This window comes from Bacteroidota bacterium, from assembly GCA_018816945.1.
Taxonomy (GTDB): Bacteria; Bacteroidota; Bacteroidia; order Bacteroidales.
Map to the genome: position 1 here is coordinate 1 of JAHIVC010000030.1, position 20,659 is coordinate 20,659.

Sequence of the window (20,659 nt, forward strand, 5' to 3'; positions counted from 1 at the left end):
ATAATGCTGACTCATTGCAACTTTTGCGTTTTGTTTATTAAACTATTTTGTGAATAACTGCGTTCTTTTTATCAGCTTCCCGAAGTATTTTTCCTAAATATTTTTTGTAAATTCTTTGTGCTTTTAATGGTATAGCTATTACACAAAGTGACACAAAGAAAACACAAAGTTGCACAAGGATTTTATCGTGGCACAACAAAAAATGAAGTAGCCTTGATTTCCACAATCAGTGTTTAACCCCTTTACCTGAAAGAACCGAAATAAATGTGAGGCTGATGATTTTAAGATCGAACCAAATTGATTTGTAATCAAGATATTCTTTTTTCATAGCTACTTAGTCGACTTAGGATATTTCATCCCTGCCATTGATTTTTGTCCAGCCGGTGATGTGGTTCATTAAAAATTCTTTATACCTGTTAACACTTCATCAATAATTCTTTCTGCCGTTTTCACCGGAAAGGCCGTAAGTTTTGCTACATGGATGCAATCTTTTATATCCGGCTTTCCTTTTCCATTGATGGTTGTTGTGTGGTTATTATTGAATCCGGAGGAAGGCAAGAGGTCATAAGCCGGAGAGAGTTTCCAGGTGTTGGCATGGTATGTAAAGGAAAAGTTTTTAGCATGGTCATCTTTATTTCCAATTGCGACATTAAATACCATCAGTCTGAACATTTTTTCCACTTCGTTGAAATCTCTGGTTAAGGCCATTGTAGCTTTGAGGAGGTCAGTATAATCGAGTGCCGGTAAGCGGTGACTGGCGTATAGTAGTCCTGAGGCGGTATGCACATGGATTCGTGTGCCGGCAATGCGGTCGAATCGCTGCACACCAAAGTACTTTCCATCAAACAAGCGGGTTTCAGGCATTTCGATACCACATTTGCCGGCCATTTGTGCATGCTGGTATTCAATCATTCCTACCTCTTGTGGATCGGTACTTGCTTTAAATTTGATTAGCCAATCCGTTCCGTCAATCTTCAAAAGCACTTTTGGCCTTGCGCCACCCGAGGAACCTGCTTTATCAAAAATTTCTTCCAACGCAGCCGAAGCATCTGCCTGAAGAATTTTTGCAATCTCGTTGGCATAGTAAACAAGCTGATGGTTTGATTCGTCTTCGGGAATATGCTGAGCCGGTTGATATGAAAGTGCTCCCATCCCATGATGGCCCACGAGGCTGAGCCGATCAATGACCGTAAATTCGGACGGATTATACCCTTTGGTACTCAACCATCGATCGGTAAGCAGTGTACCCCAGCCATCAGAAAGGCTGTCATTAAAAACACCAAACAGCCCATTGAAAGGTTCTGACCTGGCTGTAAAAACACCACTTTTCAGGGGCAGATAGAAGGGGGATATGGAAAAGCCATTACTGAACCATCCGGATTCGTATTCAAACACACAACGCCTGTCGGGGGCAAGTGCCAACCTTCCTACCTTTTGTGATTGATAGTAAACATTCAGTGAAGTATGATGCTCAATCATTCCGTCTGCCTCTTTCACGCTTTTTTACGTTTGACAATTTCAAGACTTCTTCGATGCTTTCGTATTGCCTTTTGGTAAACAACAGCGCAAATTCCTCGGTGGCATCCATAACTACAGCAATCATTAAAAGGTGTTTAAGCGATATTTCATGACTGTTTTCAAAACGTTTGAGTGTCCCCAAACTCACACCGGCTTTACTTGCAAGTCCTTTTTGTGTGAGGTTGAGTTCGAGCCGGCGAGCACGCATCCGAACCACTATCCCTTTAACGATGGAAACCGGGTTAAAAGTATCAAGGGTAAAATTATTATCGGCTATCATATTAGATATTAATGTTAATTATCTTGATTGAAGCTAAAATAGTAGCTAATACAAAAGTAATCATTATTGTTAATGAATAAGTTGTTATGCAGGTATTTATTTTAGTAACCGGGAAACAAGGCGAGGGGGCGTCTTGGCGTGAACTTGTTTCTTGCAGCTAACACGTACCCTGAATATTCGGGGTTTCTCTTTGAGATCAGAGATCAGAGATCAGAGATCAGAGGTCAGAGGTCAGAGGTACGACTTCTGACTTCTGATGTCCGATGTCAGGTTTTGGATGATTTTTTGATTAAAAAAGGATTCGGATTATTTAACATCGCGCCCAACATTCTTCCAATCGACTCATTTTTTTCATTTAATTTCTTTTTGTCTTCTAGCGTAATATAACCACAATCGTATGCAAAATTGATGGATGAGTTTGTTTCACTGTTCTCTCCGTCACAATCGGTTAATTTACTGATGAAATGCGCTTCATAGCGTCTTTTTGCCCAGGCCTCACGAAGATTAAGACAAACTGATCTGGACGACCTTCTTATTTGACTTGTAAGCGCATACTTTTCTTCCGGTGGGAATGCTTTGGAAAGTACAAATATCTCCATAGCCAGAGAATACGCCTTTTTATAAGCCTCAAGTTCCTTTGCCGAATCAATTCTCATTCTATTTTAATTTAACCAATTTCCCTTTCCAACTTCCGTCTTCCGGCTTCCGACCTTCTACTCCCTCTATCTCGCAGCAGCACGTACCCTGAATATTCGGGGTTTCTCTTTGGGATCAGAGGTCAGAGAGCAGAGATCAGAGATCAGAGATCAGAGATCAGAGGTCAGAGATCAGAGGTCAGAGGTCAGAGATCAGAGGTCCGACCTCTGACCTCCGACCTCCGATATTCACCCATCAGACAGATCTTGCCCATTCGAAAAAAGGCAACACCTTGATTGTATTTTTATCAAGCCTAAACGTATCTGTTTGATTCACTGTTATAATCAATCCCTCGTTCAAACCAAAATACGCCATAGCCTCTGTTAAACCTGCCAATTCTCTATTTGTGTTTTCCTCATCGAGTTGCCAGCAAACCTGACACAGGGTTTTAACTTTTTTCTTTTCAAATATTACAAAGTCGCATTCATTTTTTTCTGAAAAATAGTAGATCTCCTTAGCGGTTCTTCGCAAGTGCAGAAAAACCATATTTTCGAATAACCTGCCATTATCGTCACTAAACGACACCGAATTGGTTTTAATAAACCCATTATCTATGCAATATATTTTTTTGGGATTTACGAGCTGTACTTTACCGGAATAGCTAAAACGTGGAATAAAGAAAAACAGGTATGCGTCAGAAAAGTAAGACAGGTACTCCATGATGCTCGCTGAGGAGCCAATTTGAAATAGCTTTCGCAGACTGTTGCCGGTAAACAGTTTACAGCAGTTTGATACCAGCCAAACGGCAAGTTGTTGCAAAAGTGTAGTGTTTTTAATATTGTACCTCAGGGCTATGTCCCTGATGATAATATCGTTGAAGGTTTGCATCAGGACTTCTGGAAGGCCGGTTTTCAGAAACTCCGGAAAACCACCACTGTTCAGGTAGTTTTTCGATGATTCATCACCAGGCTGCTGATTGGTAAATGAAAGAAACTCCTGATATGAAAAAGGGAAAAGCTCTTTTGAGATGTGCCTGCCGGTTAATTTGGTGCCCAATTCTTTGCTTAACATATTTGCGTTTGAACCACTGATATAAATCCGGTAGCCTTCATCCAGCCGGAAACGCACAAAATTTTCCCATTGCTTAACCAGTTGTATTTCATCGAAGAAAAACGATTCAATACTGTTATTTTCAGCGATTTCCTGCAAACGGTTAAAGTCACTTAGATCAAAGCCCGACAAACGGGGATCTTCAAAATTAAGATAGATAGATGCTTTATCCATATTGCTGTTCATCTGTTGCAGCAAAGTGCTTTTGCCGCAGCGTCTTATACCGGTTACAATAAAGGCGTGTGAAGAAAGGTTTTGAAAACCGGTTACACTGCGTGGCAATCCGGTATTCACTTTTAAAAGCCGCTCCTTTTGAGAATCAACAATATTTTCTATGGTAAGTTTCGATAACATACAATAAGGTTTTCGTTAGCGAAGATAACTATTTTTTGCTGACAACAAAAACTATCTTTTGTCAACACTCCCGCCCGAACGTTCCGTTCGGACCGGGCGGGCATCACTCATCTCTCATAACCCATAACCCATAACCCATAACTCATAACTCATAACTCATAACTCATAACTCATAACTCATAACTCATAACTCATAACCCATAACTCATCTCTTAACTCTTTCTAATCCTATCCCCGAATCCCTTTCCGAATACCGTAAGGAAAATGAATTTGAAATAGCTCACGGTATTGAACCCTTTAATCATCCTGGCATCTGTTTCTGCCAGTAAATGTGGGGTAGACATGTCAATTTTATTGATTTGAGCTAATCCTGTAATTCCGGGGCGAACTGAATAAACGCCTCGGGAATCTCTTTCCTGAATCAATTCTTCCTGGTTGAACAAATTGGGACGGGGTCCCACCAAACTCATGTCTCCAAGGAGCACATTCCATAATTGAGGTAATTCATCCAACTTTGACCTACGCAAGAAACCACCAAAAGGTGTGATTAATGAAGCATCAGCCAGATGCGTGGCCACTGATTGGGCATTGACATTCATGGAACGGAATTTAGTCAGGTAAAAAGGCATCTTGCCCTTTCCTACCCGTTCCTGGCGAAAAATTGGAGATCCTGTGTCAAAAAACCCAATGATAATTAATACTATTATGATCGGGCTCAATACCAGCAATCCGATGAATGAAAAAACGATGTCAAATAGTCGTGTCATAGTTTGTTGAATGATTCAAATGTTTTTAACAGACCCTCTTTGCTGGATACGGGTAGTGGCTTACCAAGTGTATTTATAATCTTCTCATTGCTCACGACATATGACTCTGTCAGCTTCTGAAGTCGTTCTGAATTCAACGGTAAGTGGAAAACATCACCCACTTTAGAAATTGTTCTGATCAACTTGTGAGATACATTCCAAATCAGGGCTTTCCGATTCTGAGATTCTGCAATTAATCGAATAATATCATTCGTAGATATGCTCTCATCATCACAAATATTATATACCCCAGATGGGATGTTGTCGCGATGAATTAGTTCCCTAATGATCATGTTTAAATTATCGATGCTGCAAAATGATCGTTGATTATCAAATTTACCTAGAGGCCACGGGATTCTTTTTGAAACCATTTTGTAAAGTAAATTAAGGTTCCCCTTATTTCCCGGACCGTGGATCATACAAGGACGGAGGATATAAAGAGTGCGAAGTTCGGAGTTCGGAGTTCGAAGTTGGGAGTTTGGAGATGGAAAACAATTGAGAATGTAGTTTTCCGCCGCTAACTTACTTTCTCCATAAGGACCTTTGGGAGAAGGGACAACATCTTCGGTTAGGATATCCCCATCTAACTGATCCGCAACTGCTTTTACAGAACTAAAGAAAATAAACTTGCGGGCATCAGATTGCAAAAAATAATCAAATATCTTTTGGGTAAGCCCCAGGTTGATGTCAAAATATTCCTGTTTCGATACCGTATTCCTGATATCGTGTGCTTTTCCGGCCAAATGAATAACAGCATCCACCGATGGTATTTGTTCCAAATCATTCCACCCAAAAGAGCTTACGACACCTTCTTTTTGTGGCGAAACAATGTCTAATCCGTAAATCGTATGTTGCGCTTTTAAAGCAGCAACTAAGTTGCTTCCAACAAAACCATGGATGCCTGTGATGAGTAAGTTCATAATAATTGTAATTCAATAATTTTATTCGTGAGACTCAAATTTCAGGAGTAAGCGAACTGAAATTTGCAAGACGAACAATCCCGACGAAGTCGGAGGGTAATACCCCTCAACTCTGCTGCGGAATTAGTTTCTCACGAATTCTCGGGACTTTGGGGTTTCATACCCGTGATTGAATACAGAAACATGCATAGTGAGGTATTGATTTTATACCGTTTTCAAAATCAAAATTTTTGGATGAGATCCTGATTGAATAAGCTTCTTTTCTATCTTACGTTCCATAAAGTTTGTATGTAATCACATTATACGTTCTTTAAAATTTAAATATAATACATTATTATGAATGAATGAAAAACGCCCAGCACCTGACTGAGGTGGACAAAAAGTTCAACGACTCGAGGAGTGGTTAAGTAGTTGAGTAGGTGAGTGGGTCCTGAAACTTGGAATCTGGAACCTGAAACCTGAAACGAAACAACCAATTCACCAATTTACGAATCCACAAATTTACCAGCACTTATTACCATTGAATGTCAACCGAATGTTCATGAATGTTGATTTTTGATAGATTAAGGCTAAGGTTGAAAGTTGCATCAGATTTTAAAACCCAATCATGTATTTTTTGCGTTAGGCCGGTATTCATTTCAAAACAAGCTTCTGTATTGTTTTGTTTTTTTGATCAAGATGGCATTTGTTCCAACTCATTCCACCCAAAAGTATCTTATACCTATATGCTAAAAGTATAAGTATTACATTTTTTGATCCAGGTTTTTTCCTGTCTCAACATGATCAAAGTTAGGTAAGTATTGCTTAAGAATTTTCACAATAGATATTTTCGTTACATCCTTTGAATTAAACAATGTAATGAGTTGATCAATAATAATTTTTATCTCCTGAATGCTTCGCTTTTTTGAATTTTTGATAACACCTAGGTTTATAAATGAATCCAAGTCTAAAATTTCCTTTTCAGTATAAAATTCTTCAAATGTTTTTTCTCCTGAAGTATCAGAACCAAAGAAATAAATTGGATATGATTTTGACATAGGTGTCAATAAAAGTGCTTTTTGTCTTGCTTCCTCTTCACATTGACATATATCAGGTTCATATCCCAATTCATGTAATAAATTTTTTGCAATGACATCGAAAAGCATCATGTCCTTTTTTTCATTAAGTTTTGGAAAGAAAATATCACCGGAATCTCCCATGACAGTGGTAATCAAACACAATTCCCCAGATTCTTCCGGTGAAATAAAGAAACGCCGAATTCCTAGCGGGCAGGACCAAGGCTGTTTTTTGTTTAAGCGCTCCAAAAAACCCAATGGAAGACTTCCGGTTGAGAATGCTACATTGGCAAAGCGCGCTGTTGTGATATGAATTCTGGAGGAATAGGCCATTATTAACTCTTCCATCAATTTCTTGCTGGCGCCCATAATATTTATTGGATTGGCTGCCTTATCTGTTGATACACAGAAAAAGTGTTCGGGTGGGAATTCTAATAACAAATCCAGTAGTTTACAGGCTCGAAACACATTATTTTCAATCATGGCCTGAATCGAAAAAACATCTTTCTCACTACGTACGTGTTTATGAGCTGCAAAATTAGCCACTATCTCGAATGGTCCATGGTGCATAAAAATTTTTTCAAATACCTGATCACCGAAACTTACCGGATAAGTAATAAATTCATTCGGAATATTATAACCTGTTGAACTACGTATATCCCGAACTAATTCAGTAAGCCCATTTTCATTAATATCAACAACTACCAATTTTTTAATTTTGAATTTTAGTATGGCTTTGATGTAGGAGGAGCCAATAGATCCTGCACCTCCAATAATTAATATTGATTTGTTATTAATACGATTTTTCAGCTCCTTATCATATTTCAAAAAATCAGCATTTAACAAGCTGTCCTTTCGGTTAGTTACAAATTTTTTTATGAAACCTTCAATGTTAAACTCGAAGTGCATATTTTGGGGTTTTTAATATAAAATCCAATTTGGTACGATTAAATTTAATCATACTATAGGGTATTTTTTATGCAGTCAATTGTTCTTATTGACATTTTTTTGATTCTCGTTTTTTAGTTTATTAAGATGACTTACCATTCTTACACTCCAAAATTCAAAAAACCCCGTTATATGGATATTCAATAACGAGAAATCTTTAATTTATTTATTATTTTTTTTAATTTCCTCAAGATAAAGACCTGGGATTAAGACGATATAGGATAATAGTCTGCGAATTAATTTTTTGGGTTCATTAAATAGTCTATTTAGCCAAATAAACCGCAAACCTCCAATTTTAAAACGCGGAACATTCAAATCTCCAATGTAAAAATTGAAAGCAGCTCCAATTCCAAACAATACACCGTGATTAAGCAAAGGTACAAGTTTATACATGAAGATTTCCTGTTTTGGGGCACCAAGCGAGACCCAAATGATATCATGTTCAATATTATTTATTTCGTTGGCAATTGACTGATAATCAAAACATTCAACAGGTACAAAGGGTAACGAAATAGTTTGAAGATTTAAAGCATTCATTTTTTTGCATATTAAAACTTCTTTTATCCGATCTGTTATTTTAGGAGTGCTTCCTAAAAGTAAATGTTTAAAATCTTTTTCAATATAATACTCAAAAATTTCTGGACCATTTAACGCCTTAAACTTTTGATGATGAGCCCAACCTGCTAATACGGCAATTGAACTACCATCACAAGTATTGATAAGGGAATTATTTAATATTTGTTGATAAGATAAATTCTTCTGAGCCATTGTTAAAACATTGGCATCAACGACACAAACGTAACCTTTGTTTCTATTTTTAATAGACTCTTCAATAAATCCATAAAACACACTATGGTTAAACTCTAAGAATACGTTAAAGTACTTTTGCATTAGAATTTGGTAAAAAAATATAATAAGACATCTTCACAATTTTCAAATGATAACATTTTTTATTCAGAAAATTAATGTGCAGGCTTGCTAAGAATTTTCATTAATTACCTGTCTATATATAGAAATTAATTGGTCATAATGAATTTCTGGAGAATATTTTTCTATAAGCTTCTGATAACCGTTTTCACCAAGTTGAAAACACAAATCCTTATTCAAAGACAGGATTTTGATTTTATGGGCAAGATCTATATAATCACCGGGACTAAATAGCAAACCGTTTACTCCATCTTCGATTATTTCAGAGTAAGCCCCTAATCTGGGGGCAATGACCGGCAAATGGTGTTTCATAGCTTCAAAAAAAACCATAGGCGCACCCTCATATGATCGACTGGTGAAAACTAAGAATCGAGCATTATGATAAATACTATCCATTTCTTTTTTGGGCACTATTCCTTTAAGTTGGATGCTTTCTGGAATTTTAAACTGGTTAATGAATGCTGAATCAATTTGTCCGGCTACCAAAATGGGAAGAACTTTATTTTGTGAATATTCTGTCTCTAAAAAATCCATTGCCATAATAATTAAATCGAACCCTTTTTGATTGTTAACACGACCTGAAAAGACGATATAACTTTTTGATGGTATAACACAATCTTCTTTAAACTTTGCATCTAAAAAATTTGAAAGAACAGTCATCTTCTTTTTACCGAAACCGTTTTTAATAAGTTTTTCTTTCTGAAAGTTAGTTAAACAGATGAATCTGGAAATATTTGAAGAAAAAAAATGCCTTTTCCGGGCATAAAAATTGCGTAATGCATAGCCCGAGCTTTTTGCAAATGAACCTTCGCAATTTCTTATGATACAGTTCCATTCATTTCCACCAGCACACCTCTCACAGATTTTTCCCTTAGTAAAAAAAAGTCCATTAGGACAAATTAAACGATAATTATGAACGGTCATAACTATGGGTGTGTTTTGTCTTTGAATAGTTAATAGAACTGTTGGAGAAATAAAAGGATAGAGATTATGAATATGGACAATATCAGGTTTGAAAATTAAAAGAAGTTTTTTAATTTCTAAAATAGATCTGTAATTATAAAACCCCGAAACGAATGCATTAACTTTTCCCCAGAACCCACCTATCTCTTCACTGCTTCTAGAATAGAGCAGAACTTCATTGCCTTTTTTTTCTAACAGTAATTTCTCTGCTTCAAGAACGGATTCTTCGCCGCTGAATTTTCCGTATTTATTGTGAATTTGTAGAATCCTCATAAAATTTGGTTAAATAAGGTTTATTCTACTGGTGTTAAATGAGATGAAATTAATTTTTTGGCCATTAAATTTAAAGACCAGGAAAGCCCAATAAGAAAAAAAACAACCGGATATGGAATAAAATCCGTGATACCTAGTAAAAGAAACCCAACTATAAGACCCATTAAGGCAACAGACCATGTTCTTATCTGTTGATAATCTTTAAGATGAATATATTTATTTGTCAAATGAATAGTTTTGTGTAAAAGATATATACAATGAATCATCACTCCTACAAGAAAGATTAAAAAAGGGATACCCCATTCCAGGGCAACCACCAAATAAAAACTATGTGCACTTTGAACAACCATTATTGATTTTCCGCCTTCATAAGAATATGAAACGCCTTCGATTAGCATCGAAACATATCCACCGGGCCTTAGTCCCACGTAAGGCGAAGCAAGAACGATAGGAATTCCAGTTGTATAAATTAAATCCCGACCTGACAAATTCAAGCTAGAAGAACTATCTGAAGAAACACTGCGTAAGACTAATTTATCAACAGCACCGCTAAAAATCAAGAATGAAATAACAATAAATAAAAATAATGACCCCTTTAGCATTATTCGAATTCTAAAATTATACAATACTATAACAATCATAACGATGACTGTAGAGGCCACAATTATACGACTGAAAGTTATAAAAAGAGAAATAATTATAAAAAAAAGAAGATATGCATCCCTACCTGATTTTTGTTTCGAAATTAGATAAGAAAAGATGAATGCTAAAGGTATTAGTAATGTTTTGCCATAGCCTATTGAGTCAGGATTCATGAATCCACTTAGCCTAAAACCATCATTACGAATAGATGCGATATAACCTTGCGGAATAAACTCAATTTGCGTAATGTATCTGATGAGTGAGCCAACAACAATTATCCATGTAAATACTTTAAGAATTTTATATAAATTCCCAAAATCAGTTCTATAGCTAAATGATTTTACTACTGCTATTGACAACACAGGGCCAATTATCATAGGTAATGCAAAACCAAGCATATGAGAATTTCTGTGATTGCTAATATAATTCTCCTCCGGTCCGGTAAATATTCCCCAATTTAAATACGTCTCAATTGGAATTGGTAAGTAAATTAATAGTGTAACAACAACAATGACAAACAGAACATACCTTTGCCAGGGCTTAACAATGATAAAGGAGTTTCTTTTTTTGAATGACATATACATCAGGGAAAAGATTGAAAAAACATAAATGGCCTTTTCAAGCCAAACAGTCTGACCAATGAAAGATATAGGGTATGGTACTAAGAATAAAAAAATATATGGAATAATAGACGATGTTTTTAAATAATAATTGTAAGATAGATATAAAAGACATGAATAGAAAACGAAAAATTGTATATTACCTGATGATAAAGATACCAATGCTAAAAAGATACTAAATAGCTTCATATTATTAGAAAAAATGTCTGATAAAACCTTGAAAACGTGTATGAAATGAAGTTATAATGAGTATTACTTGTTGCTATTCTAAAATATCTTCTATAAAATGTGTTGATGATTGGTGGCCCTTGTAATATGGACTTAAGAAATACCTTGGTTTCATATAAAGTTCATGAGGATTATAAATATCAAAAAACTTGGTTAAATCATTACGAATAAAAAAAGCGTTTACCCCATTTGAATTACAACATAATAGGGTATAGCTGTTTTTTAATAAGTTAATATACGATTGAAGGCTGGTACCAAAATAGTCATCTCCCTTCCAGAAATGGATTTCATTATATTTAACAATAATTTCCAAAGGCAATGGAAATTTTGCATTATATTCAACACAAATTAAGGAGGGATTTACTCCTAAGTTGATTATTTCACATAAAATATGATAATCATTACCATCTAAATCAATTGATAAAAAATCTAAACCTTGTTTATCGATTTGCAAGAATTCTAAACTCTTTTTAATTAGTTCATGGGTATTATCTTTTGTTACATATTCATCTAAAATCATTAAGTTTGATCTAGGTTCTTGACAATACTTTCTTTTAAATGCAGTTATGGCTTTGTCAATCCAAACACCCCTACTACCCTTTAATAAAAGGAGGCTGGTGTTATTCTCATTAGTTTCGACTCCAAACTCGATAAAATTAACTTTTTCTTTACCGATTTTCTTAAAAATAATTTGAATGATGCCATCCTCGTCATTTTGAGAGTAAACAGAGTAACCATAGTGAAGAAGTGAATTTGGCATCGATATCCTTAAGTCACTTAAAAAAATCGTCAATATAATTAATACAAGCAATTTCCTTTAACTGCTCGATATGATTAAACATTGTTTTTAGTCGATTTATAAGCGAAATAAATGATTTGTATCTCTTCATTATGCTTTTTGTACTTAATTGAATAAATGATATTTTTAGTTGTAATCTTAAATCTTTCCAAACACACTAATTTACAAAATATAAAAAGTATCCCCTGCTTTTTTAATATCTAAGGCTCTTCAAGATGTTCTTTAGTGATGCAACTATTATGTTTTTATTTCTTTATGCTTGCATGGTTCTAAAATATGTATCCAGTTTATGTTTCTTTAATATAACGAACTACTCTTTATCTTCTGGAGAGACATTTCTTCTAGAACCAATGGTGTTAATTACAATACTGATAGTTTAAGTATGAGCGGGATTTCATGAAAACATTTTTGAATCATTCAACTTATAACTAAATACATTTTCATTGTATAAGTAAGGATTTTTTATGAAAAATTAGGAGAAAAATCAATAGACTTTTAGAATGTATAGAAATTTATCGTCTCTGATCTTGCATAACTCATCTCTTTCTTTATTCCGATAATCATATTTATCCCCTTCTTTACCCAATTTTTTTTTGATCTTTGATACTAGAATTTTTTTTCTTATTCATCTAGTTGAATAGTTGTTGGATAACATTTTCTAAATTAAATAATCTGAATAATGATTATCAATATAGTCTCTCAGTGAAATCCTCCAGTTACACATCAAATTAAGATTACGAATATTAAGTTTTCTTGAAACTAATCTTTCTGATAATGGTCTAGGCGCATAATAGGTATCCTTAAAATAATCTGATGAAACAGGTATTAGTTTTATTTCCCGACTGAGATCCAATATTTTTAATAATTCTGTTGCAACCTCTATACGCGTTGTTTGACCTTCACAAACCATGTTGTATAAGCCCCAATATTCCTTTTCTATCAATGTCTTTACATTTCTTGCAAAATCGTAAGTATAAGTCGGGGTCCCGTCCTTGTCATCTACAATAAATAATTCTTTTCTGCCATTCTTTAATTGCTCCATGATTTTTTGAATGAATTTTTTGTCTTTTGTTGGTCCTGCACCCATCATCCAACCTGCTCGACAAACCAAATAGCGTTTTGCATTTTCAACTACAAATCGTTCACCCATATATTTAGATCTAGCATAAACACCTAATGGATTAGGTTGATCCCAATCATCATACAATGCCTTCTTACCATCAAAAATACCTGCTGAAGAGATGTAAAGCAATGGAATATTTAATTTATTTGCAATGTTTACAGCAGTTTCTACCGATATAGTATTCGTCGCATAGGTGTCATCTTCATTCTGCTCACAGAATTCCAGGTCTGTGTAGGCTCCTAAATGAAAAAGATAGTCGGGTTTAAATTCGATTACTTGTTTCATGTATTCATCTGAATCCCGAAAATCCAGAAAATTTAACCATACTGAATTTACATCTTTATCTGTGCATTTCAAATCATATTCGTTATTATATTCCCTATAAAAAGCTTCTCCAAGCATTCCGCCACATCCTGTAATAAATATTTTTTTCTTCACCATTAGTATTTATAGATTAGATTTTTAAAATTCTGAAATGAAAAAAGATTCATTAATAATTGTATATTGAATATTTTTGAGTTGAAAAAAATTAAGATTCTTTTTTTGAGAGGAATATTATTTTTATGAAAGCACACAATTATCCAGTATATTAAAATTACTTTACGAAGGCTATTTTCAGAAAGACTTTTTTCCCTCCTGTTAATCATTAGAAGCTTTAGGTACCATTTTTCTATGGCGTGAATATCAAACAAGCTAATATTTTTCGTAATGGGGAGTAAATTATGAATGCTTTTTTCTTCTTCGCTCAATTCAATTGAAAATGCCTGCTCTACTATCTTATGTCTTATTTTTTTAAATATTTCATTTTGAATATTTTCATTCAAATGACTAACATTACTGTTATGCCATCGAATTAAGAGTAAAGCATTAGGCAAATTTGCCAATTTGGCTTTTGTTGAAATTTTAAACCACAGATAATAATCTTCTGCAGGATAATAAGACAAGTCATATTTCATACTATTATCTTCTAAAAGCAAACTCCTCCTAATCATGACAGATGAATGAATGAAAGGATTTCGAATAATCATATTTGCCCTTATATCCTGATCATTTAATGGCATAGAAGTATGCCAATGTTTCTTGCCGAAAAATATTGCATTTGTACCACAAATTCCGACATCTAAATTGTTTTCCATATACCGAACCTGCAACATCAATCTATCAGGCAGTGATATGTCATCATGATCCTGTCTTGCGATGTATTCTCCTTTTGAATGTGTAATTAATTGATTGAGAGAATGAACATACCCTTGGTTAATTTTATTTTTAAAAACTTTTATACGGCCATCTTTGTAGCTTGAAATAATTTTATGGGATTTATCATTACTACAATCATCGATAATTAAAAATTCAAAATCAATAAATTTTTGATTTAAAATACTGTCCAGGGTCTTACAAATAAACTTTTCAGCGTTGTAAACAGACATTATAACAGACACTTTGGGATTACTCATATACTATTTTTTGTAATCATTAAATCGAGTAATTCAAGGTCACTCCTTTTAATTTGTAAAAGAATGAACTTATTATGCAGATTTTGATGGGGAGAAAATAACTTTGCATTTTCCAACAGGTATTGTTGAGAATTTTGAAATGGTTTTTCCAAAAACTTGCTTGACAATGGAACTTTATCGCAAAGGGATTTGTAGGAATTTTTTAAAAATTCTTTCTGACCGGATCTAAGGTGACCTCTATTATAATAAATTGCAATGAATAACATATGGATAATATCATAGCCCCAATACTCTGCTTCGGATTTATGGAAATGCTCCCAATCAATTAAATAAATAACTCCTCTATTAATTATTATGTTACTTATAACCAAATCCCCATGAATGGCAATTCTACCTTCTTCCATCTTCCATAAATTCTTGTAAAGGTCAATAACACTTTCAAAAATTCCTTCATTTCCTTTGATGCCACTTTCTGATTTTTTATTCCATCCATTATAATACGGAATTTTTATTTTGCAATAATAATCATTGTCAAAAGAAATGTTATTAACCCACCCATTTCTAGAATAATACCATTCATACCCATTCAATTCATTCTTTATGAAAGTGTTCCCAATTTCAGATACCGCAACCTTTAAATAGTATTTAATGGATGTGTCAAAGCATCTGAAAATAGCGATACCATTGTTATGATGATTAACATTTACTAATTCGTAATTCATGCTTGTGATTTTATTGGACTTAACACAGTACTAACAATAAATGTGAAACCAATTATTAAAGATCTCTGAATCTTTAACTATTACTGTTTTTTTTATAGGCAATTATGATAAATGCGGGTGCCAATGAGAAGATTTTTAATTTTTTAAATATTATAAAATCCATTATTTTTATTATTTTAAAAACAATTTTTGCCCATAAGTCAGTTCTCTTTTTCCAATAAAAAACTGTTTTAAAGTGGTCAAAATATTTTTTTTCAGCCGGAATAATTTTAAGAGGGAAATGGTAATCAGGGAAAGCGACAGAAAACTTGTATCGATCAAACCCCGCCTCACTCAACAATTTTTTTAATTCTTTAATTGAATATATATAATTGACATATGGCCGACCGTACCAAATATTTGAAATAATATTCGCAAAAAATCTTGGCAAAATAGTAGTAAAATAAAGATTTGAATGCGGATCTCTTTTCCATAAAAAATGTTTATAATCGTATCTGTTTTCTATAGCCAAGTAAAGCCTGCCATTACTTTTTAGGGTTTTATTCACATTTTTTAAAAATGCCAATTGCTCTAATCGGGGATTTGTTTCAGGAGTAACAAATTTTATTCTTTTCTTTTTGAAATGATCTTTTAGGTCGACTGCTTCCTGTTGAGGTATCCATTCCAAGACCCCGTTGACAATTGAAAAATCAAATACTCCTTCAATATTCAATCCATTTCTCAAGTTTGCATTCAACAAATAACAATTATTTATTTTTTCCTCTTCTATTCTTTTCTTCAAAAACTTTAATGAATCAATTGTTTGATCAACACCCAGCATCGCCTTACATTGACGAGCTGCAACCAGCATTAGATTTCCCCACATACACCCATAATCAATTCCTATTTCATTTTTTTGTATCTCAAGAAGCTGCAACCCAACAGCTCTTGTCTGATCAAATATCATATTATAATACTGAGAAAAATTCTCTTCTATTGCTTCTTTTGTTGATTTAGTCTCTAAACTTAAGAATAGAGTTTCTTGATCTTTTTGAGAAAAATTACTCCAATACCCTTCAGTAGATGATTGGTGATAAATTGCATTATAATAGTCGAATTTTGACATCAACATATCTCTTAATTCATTCATATTTAAATGATTTATGATATTAAATCGTGGAAATTATATGCCATTTTTAGAGCATTGAATTTTTGGATATGTTCTTTTGCTTTATATGCCATTTTAGAATATTTTGTGGGATTATTATAGAAATCAATAATGGCCTCACAAATCATATCTGGAGATTCTGGTGAAATTATTCTGGCGATGTCAGAATTATAATACTCAGGAATAGCTCCAACATTAGTAATAATAGTAGGAATCCCTATACTCATCGCTTCAGCAATTGTATAGTTAAACGCTTCAAAATCTTTTGTCAACATTAATAAGACATCAAAGCAATTTATTATTTCATCCGATTTGTTTTCAATAAATCCAGTAAAAATAACCCGATCTTGCAAATCATATTTTTTAACCAGAGACTTAAGTCTAAAAATCTCTTTCTTATTACCTCCGCCAACAATTAAGACTTTAAATTTTATCTTTATTTCTTTCGGTAAACGGGATAGGGCAATGATTATATCTTCCTGCCCTTTGTACCTTTCGACTCTGCTAATAATTCCAAGAATAAACTCATCCTTTGTTATGTTATATCTTTCTCTTAAATTAATATCAGCAAGCCCTAAACCGTTTATTAAATTAATGCCGTTGGGTATTACACGTATCGGATTTATCATGGTATTGAAATGTCTTCTTTCCACCAGGGTGGTTCTTGTAGCCAAAGAAACAGTTACCAAATCAGTGGCACATTTTTGTAATCCAATAATTTTAATAGAGTCCAACAATATAAATATTGGAATTCTCGGCATCGCTGCATGATGGATCAGCAAAACACGTTTAGGGATTTTTAAAAAAGTTGAGCTAAAAATAATTGTAGTACAGCTCCTGGCACCAGGAAATCCACCATTATCAGATATTAAGACATCGAATTCCCCATGAATTTTTAATAAAAAAACCCCTCTTATAAACTCATAGAAAAAAATGAGCCAAGCAAAAAAGAAAGAAAATAAATAAAATCTGTCCCAATTAAATCGTTTATATTGAACCAACTTTAAGTTTTGAATTCTTTTTAAATACACAATGTTTTTTTTAACCCCATCATTATCATGATTGTAAAAAAGAATAAATTGGTCCTCTTTATCTGGCCAGTTTTGGAGTAAACATAATAGATGAGTGTCAACACCGCCATGTTCTTTAGAATCTAAATATATTGCAATTTTCATAAGATTATTTTCTAAATATTGTATTAAATAACAAAAACTTAAATCGTTTTTTATATCTCGTAGTTATGGAGTTATTATCAGAAAACCATCCAAAAAGACGACTTTTAATTTGAAAGAAGTTTCCTGTTAAAGAAATTAAATAACCCAATTTCTCAAAAAAAACATTGTTAAAAAGAAAAACTCTTATAGAACCTAACTTCGTGTATTTATAAATACAATCCTTTATTGTTTTTTTTTCTTCTGAGCTCAAATTCGAATCCGGATGCAATGCAAATTCCAAAGCCAAATCAAATTGTCCATAGGCGCACAAAATCAATACAATTTTCCAAATCTTTGTATGCTTAATTTGATCTTCTAATTTTTTATTATAAAAATGATCAATAGAAATGATAAAAAATGTGTCTGCGAACATTATTTGACCTCGGGTTGAGTTGGATATAGGTAAGTTTTTCTGTTTTGCATAATAATTACATACATCTATTAATACAAAGCCATTTTCATACATTAGGTTATAAATTTCCGGAAAAAAATGTTCCCCCTTATACATCTCATTGTATTCAACTTCAATCTCAAAAAACAAACTATCAGAAATAAATTCATTGCCCATTCCTATTAATACCTGAAAAGCCAATCCTTGAACATCAATTTTTACAATGTCAGGTAAAATATTATTGGTAACTAATATTTTCTTTAAGGGAATCGTTTGAATTTTTATTTGCTTTTCGACTTCCCACCTCTCAGATAAATAGAATTTTGAAAGAAACTCATTGTTGGGACAAAGGATTGAAGAACATCCTGGCTCATTTGTTAAATATAAGCTAGACTCACCTTCAATATCAGATATGGCAATTGGGAAGTAGGTAATATTTTTAGTAGTGTTTTTATTTAATAAGGCACACTCTTCTTTATCTGGCTCAAAACCATAATAGATTATAAATTCGCTATCAACTCCATCCCAAGGTGGGTTTACACCCCATCTAGCACCAATATCAATCAGCGTGATTTTTTCACTTTTAGGGAATGGCAATGATTTTAGTAATTTTTTCATCTAGCACCTTAAAAATTTTGGAATGTACTATTTTAAAGATATTAACTTAATAATTATTTTTTTGCTTGTTCAATAAGGAAATCTACAATTCGCTCACCTGATTTACCGTCTATTTGACCAATATACTTATTGCCATATTTTTCTAAAAAATTGGTTAAAAAACCTGTTAATTCAGAGGCGTCATTAATATTGCGAAGAACTATATCCAATAGCTCTTCACCTTTGCTAAGCCTTATAACCTCGTCCCAGTTTAATCCAGAATATGGTAAACATAATGAACCCTCTATTAAATTTGGTTCAAAGAATATTGTTGGAATTCCGGCTGCCTGGGCTTCAAAAAAACAAGATGAGACATTACAAACCAACAAATCCATAGTACCAATAATTTCAGAGAAAGGGATTGAAAAGAAGCTATTGAATTTTAGGCTATTTTCTTTAACTCCCACAAATTCAAATATGTATTTGAAATATTCAGCGGATTCATTGTGAGGTCTAAAATAAACTTCAATACCTTTCTTAGCTAATTGTGGGAATAAGGGGATGATTTCTGCTAAATATTTTTCGCGAAATGCAAAACGATCCATGCGGGCAAAATGGTTATCTTCAAATGAGAGAAACAATACCCTATGAATTTTTTTAATCTCCTTTTTGGAAGTTTTGAAATAAGGATCGATACAAGGAGAACCAGTAACGCAATGAATGTCATTTTTATTGTAGGGATCATATGATCCTGCTAAAAAACGGATATCATAATCAGGTATTTGTGCTATTGAGCTACTCGCACGAAAACCCTGAATTCCATGATCAACAAAAGCATATAAAATATCATTTCTTTTGCAGATATCCTTTCTAAGTTGTGCATTTTCACCTTCAGACTCAATGTCTATCATTATTTTAATTTTATTTTTAATTAATGCCCATTCTAATTTATTACGTGATAACAGCAAATTAGGAATCTCATTACTTGTTAGTTGTATAGCAACACGCTGATAGAAAGGAGAATAGTCAATACCATGATAGCAATATGAATTGTTTGATTTGTTTTTAATTCTTGCACTTAAGGCAGTTAAAAATTGATCATCAAATTTAGAAAGAGGAGTCTTGGTCGTTTCAAGATTTATAAAAGACGTGTGAAAATGATTAATCAATTTTTTTACATACAGATTGGGTATAAATAGGTGAGCCTTTTGATTTTCAATTAGTGATATTAGGTTTGGATAATTATTAATAAAGATTCTAGTTTTGCCACGATGTCGTAAAATATTTATTTTATTGATGGTATATTCTAAAAAGGTTATCAAAATTTTTCGAATTAATTGTTGGATTATTCTTTTTACAGAAGTTTTTGATTTTATTTGTAATTTTTGATTTGCAATTATCCCAGAGGGAATAACCTGATTGCAAGGAATAAAGGTTAAGGTAATATCTAGCTGTTTGCAAACCAATTCTGCAAGTTCAACTTTGCTAAAGATTCGTTCCACATCATTACCATTCTTGTAAAAAGTGTTTTCATTATCTGAAAAGTCACAAAATACATGTTCCGGTTTGAATTGAGATACCGCCCAGCGTATAACCTCTCCGTATTTAACCAAGATATTTAATAAATAACTTTTATTAATCAAGATACGTGATATCTCCCCAAAAGAAAAACCATTATACTGTGAAATATCACCTTCGGGTTTATTATACCAATAAGAAGTAAACTCATCTGTAATTTCTTGTAGATTTGAGAAATCTTTACCTGAAAATAGATCATCAATGAAAAAGACTTCTTTACATTGCTCGCTCTTACTCAAAGATAAGTATGGGAGATAATTAAAACAAATAACAACATCATTGTTGTGTAGTAGCTTAGCTATAACACTTTTATCGTTCTCTATTAGAAAAACATTCATTAAACTTAAGCGCTGA

Annotated in this window: 18 protein-coding genes; all 18 read right to left on the reverse strand. The window is 33.3% G+C overall.

Features of this window, described 5'->3' with window-relative positions; genetic code table 11:
• Positions 1 to 396: 396 nt before the first annotated feature.
• On the reverse strand, positions 397 to 1,497 hold the full coding sequence (locus KKG99_05905; GenBank protein MBU1012519.1) for a type II toxin-antitoxin system HipA family toxin: 1,101 nt from the start codon (positions 1,495 to 1,497) through the stop codon (positions 397 to 399).
• Complete coding sequence (locus tag KKG99_05910) at positions 1,472 to 1,798, reverse strand: helix-turn-helix transcriptional regulator (protein ID MBU1012520.1); 327 nt, start codon at positions 1,796 to 1,798, stop codon at positions 1,472 to 1,474. The genes KKG99_05905 and KKG99_05910 overlap by 26 nt, the downstream gene beginning before the upstream one ends.
• A gap of 266 nt (positions 1,799 to 2,064) precedes the next feature.
• Positions 2,065 to 2,454 (reverse strand): four helix bundle protein, encoded by a 390-nt coding sequence (locus KKG99_05915; GenBank protein ID MBU1012521.1) that lies wholly within the window; start codon positions 2,452 to 2,454, stop codon positions 2,065 to 2,067.
• Positions 2,455 to 2,689: 235 nt separating this feature from the next.
• The gene (locus tag KKG99_05920) at positions 2,690 to 3,898 is read right to left on the reverse strand and encodes an ATP-binding protein (GenBank protein MBU1012522.1); all 1,209 of its coding nucleotides are present in this window, start codon (positions 3,896 to 3,898) and stop codon (positions 2,690 to 2,692) included.
• Positions 3,899 to 4,110: 212 nt separating this feature from the next.
• Entirely contained in the window at positions 4,111 to 4,665 is a 555-nt protein-coding gene (locus KKG99_05925) for a sugar transferase (protein MBU1012523.1), read from the reverse strand.
• A complete protein-coding gene (locus KKG99_05930; protein ID MBU1012524.1) occupies positions 4,662 to 5,624 on the reverse strand; it encodes an NAD-dependent epimerase/dehydratase family protein in 963 nt (320 codons plus the stop codon). The genes KKG99_05925 and KKG99_05930 overlap by 4 nt, the downstream gene beginning before the upstream one ends.
• A 743-nt stretch (positions 5,625 to 6,367) precedes the next feature.
• Positions 6,368 to 7,588 carry a polysaccharide biosynthesis protein gene (locus KKG99_05935; protein ID MBU1012525.1) on the reverse strand — a complete coding sequence of 407 codons (1,221 nt, stop codon included), beginning with the start codon at positions 7,586 to 7,588 and terminating at the stop codon, positions 6,368 to 6,370.
• A gap of 201 nt (positions 7,589 to 7,789) precedes the next feature.
• Complete coding sequence (locus tag KKG99_05940) at positions 7,790 to 8,518, reverse strand: WecB/TagA/CpsF family glycosyltransferase (GenBank protein MBU1012526.1); 729 nt, start codon at positions 8,516 to 8,518, stop codon at positions 7,790 to 7,792.
• 87 nt (positions 8,519 to 8,605) lie between these two features.
• Entirely contained in the window at positions 8,606 to 9,790 is a 1,185-nt protein-coding gene (locus tag KKG99_05945; GenBank protein ID MBU1012527.1) for a glycosyltransferase family 4 protein, read from the reverse strand.
• A 20-nt stretch (positions 9,791 to 9,810) separates the two neighbouring features.
• A complete protein-coding gene (locus tag KKG99_05950) occupies positions 9,811 to 11,241 on the reverse strand; it encodes an O-antigen ligase family protein (GenBank protein MBU1012528.1) in 1,431 nt (476 codons plus the stop codon).
• 73 nt (positions 11,242 to 11,314) lie between these two features.
• Positions 11,315 to 12,040 (reverse strand): hypothetical protein, encoded by a 726-nt coding sequence (locus KKG99_05955; protein ID MBU1012529.1) that lies wholly within the window; start codon positions 12,038 to 12,040, stop codon positions 11,315 to 11,317.
• Between the two features lie 697 nt (positions 12,041 to 12,737).
• Positions 12,738 to 13,640 (reverse strand): NAD(P)-dependent oxidoreductase, encoded by a 903-nt coding sequence (locus KKG99_05960; protein MBU1012530.1) that lies wholly within the window; start codon positions 13,638 to 13,640, stop codon positions 12,738 to 12,740.
• 2 nt (positions 13,641 to 13,642) lie between these two features.
• Positions 13,643 to 14,656 carry a glycosyltransferase gene (locus tag KKG99_05965; protein MBU1012531.1) on the reverse strand — a complete coding sequence of 338 codons (1,014 nt, stop codon included), beginning with the start codon at positions 14,654 to 14,656 and terminating at the stop codon, positions 13,643 to 13,645.
• The gene (locus KKG99_05970; protein ID MBU1012532.1) at positions 14,653 to 15,378 is read right to left on the reverse strand and encodes a hypothetical protein; all 726 of its coding nucleotides are present in this window, start codon (positions 15,376 to 15,378) and stop codon (positions 14,653 to 14,655) included. Before KKG99_05970 ends, KKG99_05965 begins: the two co-directional genes overlap by 4 nt.
• Before the next feature lie 73 nt (positions 15,379 to 15,451).
• Positions 15,452 to 16,507, reverse strand: coding sequence for a class I SAM-dependent methyltransferase (locus KKG99_05975; protein MBU1012533.1), 1,056 nt, complete (start codon positions 16,505 to 16,507; stop codon positions 15,452 to 15,454).
• 11 nt (positions 16,508 to 16,518) lie between these two features.
• A complete protein-coding gene (locus tag KKG99_05980) occupies positions 16,519 to 17,700 on the reverse strand; it encodes a glycosyltransferase family 4 protein (protein ID MBU1012534.1) in 1,182 nt (393 codons plus the stop codon).
• Positions 17,701 to 17,704: 4 nt separating this feature from the next.
• Entirely contained in the window at positions 17,705 to 18,748 is a 1,044-nt protein-coding gene (locus tag KKG99_05985) for an FkbM family methyltransferase (protein MBU1012535.1), read from the reverse strand.
• A gap of 53 nt (positions 18,749 to 18,801) precedes the next feature.
• On the reverse strand, positions 18,802 to 20,643 hold the full coding sequence (locus KKG99_05990; GenBank protein ID MBU1012536.1) for a hypothetical protein: 1,842 nt from the start codon (positions 20,641 to 20,643) through the stop codon (positions 18,802 to 18,804).
• Between the last annotated feature and the right edge of the window lie 16 nt (positions 20,644 to 20,659).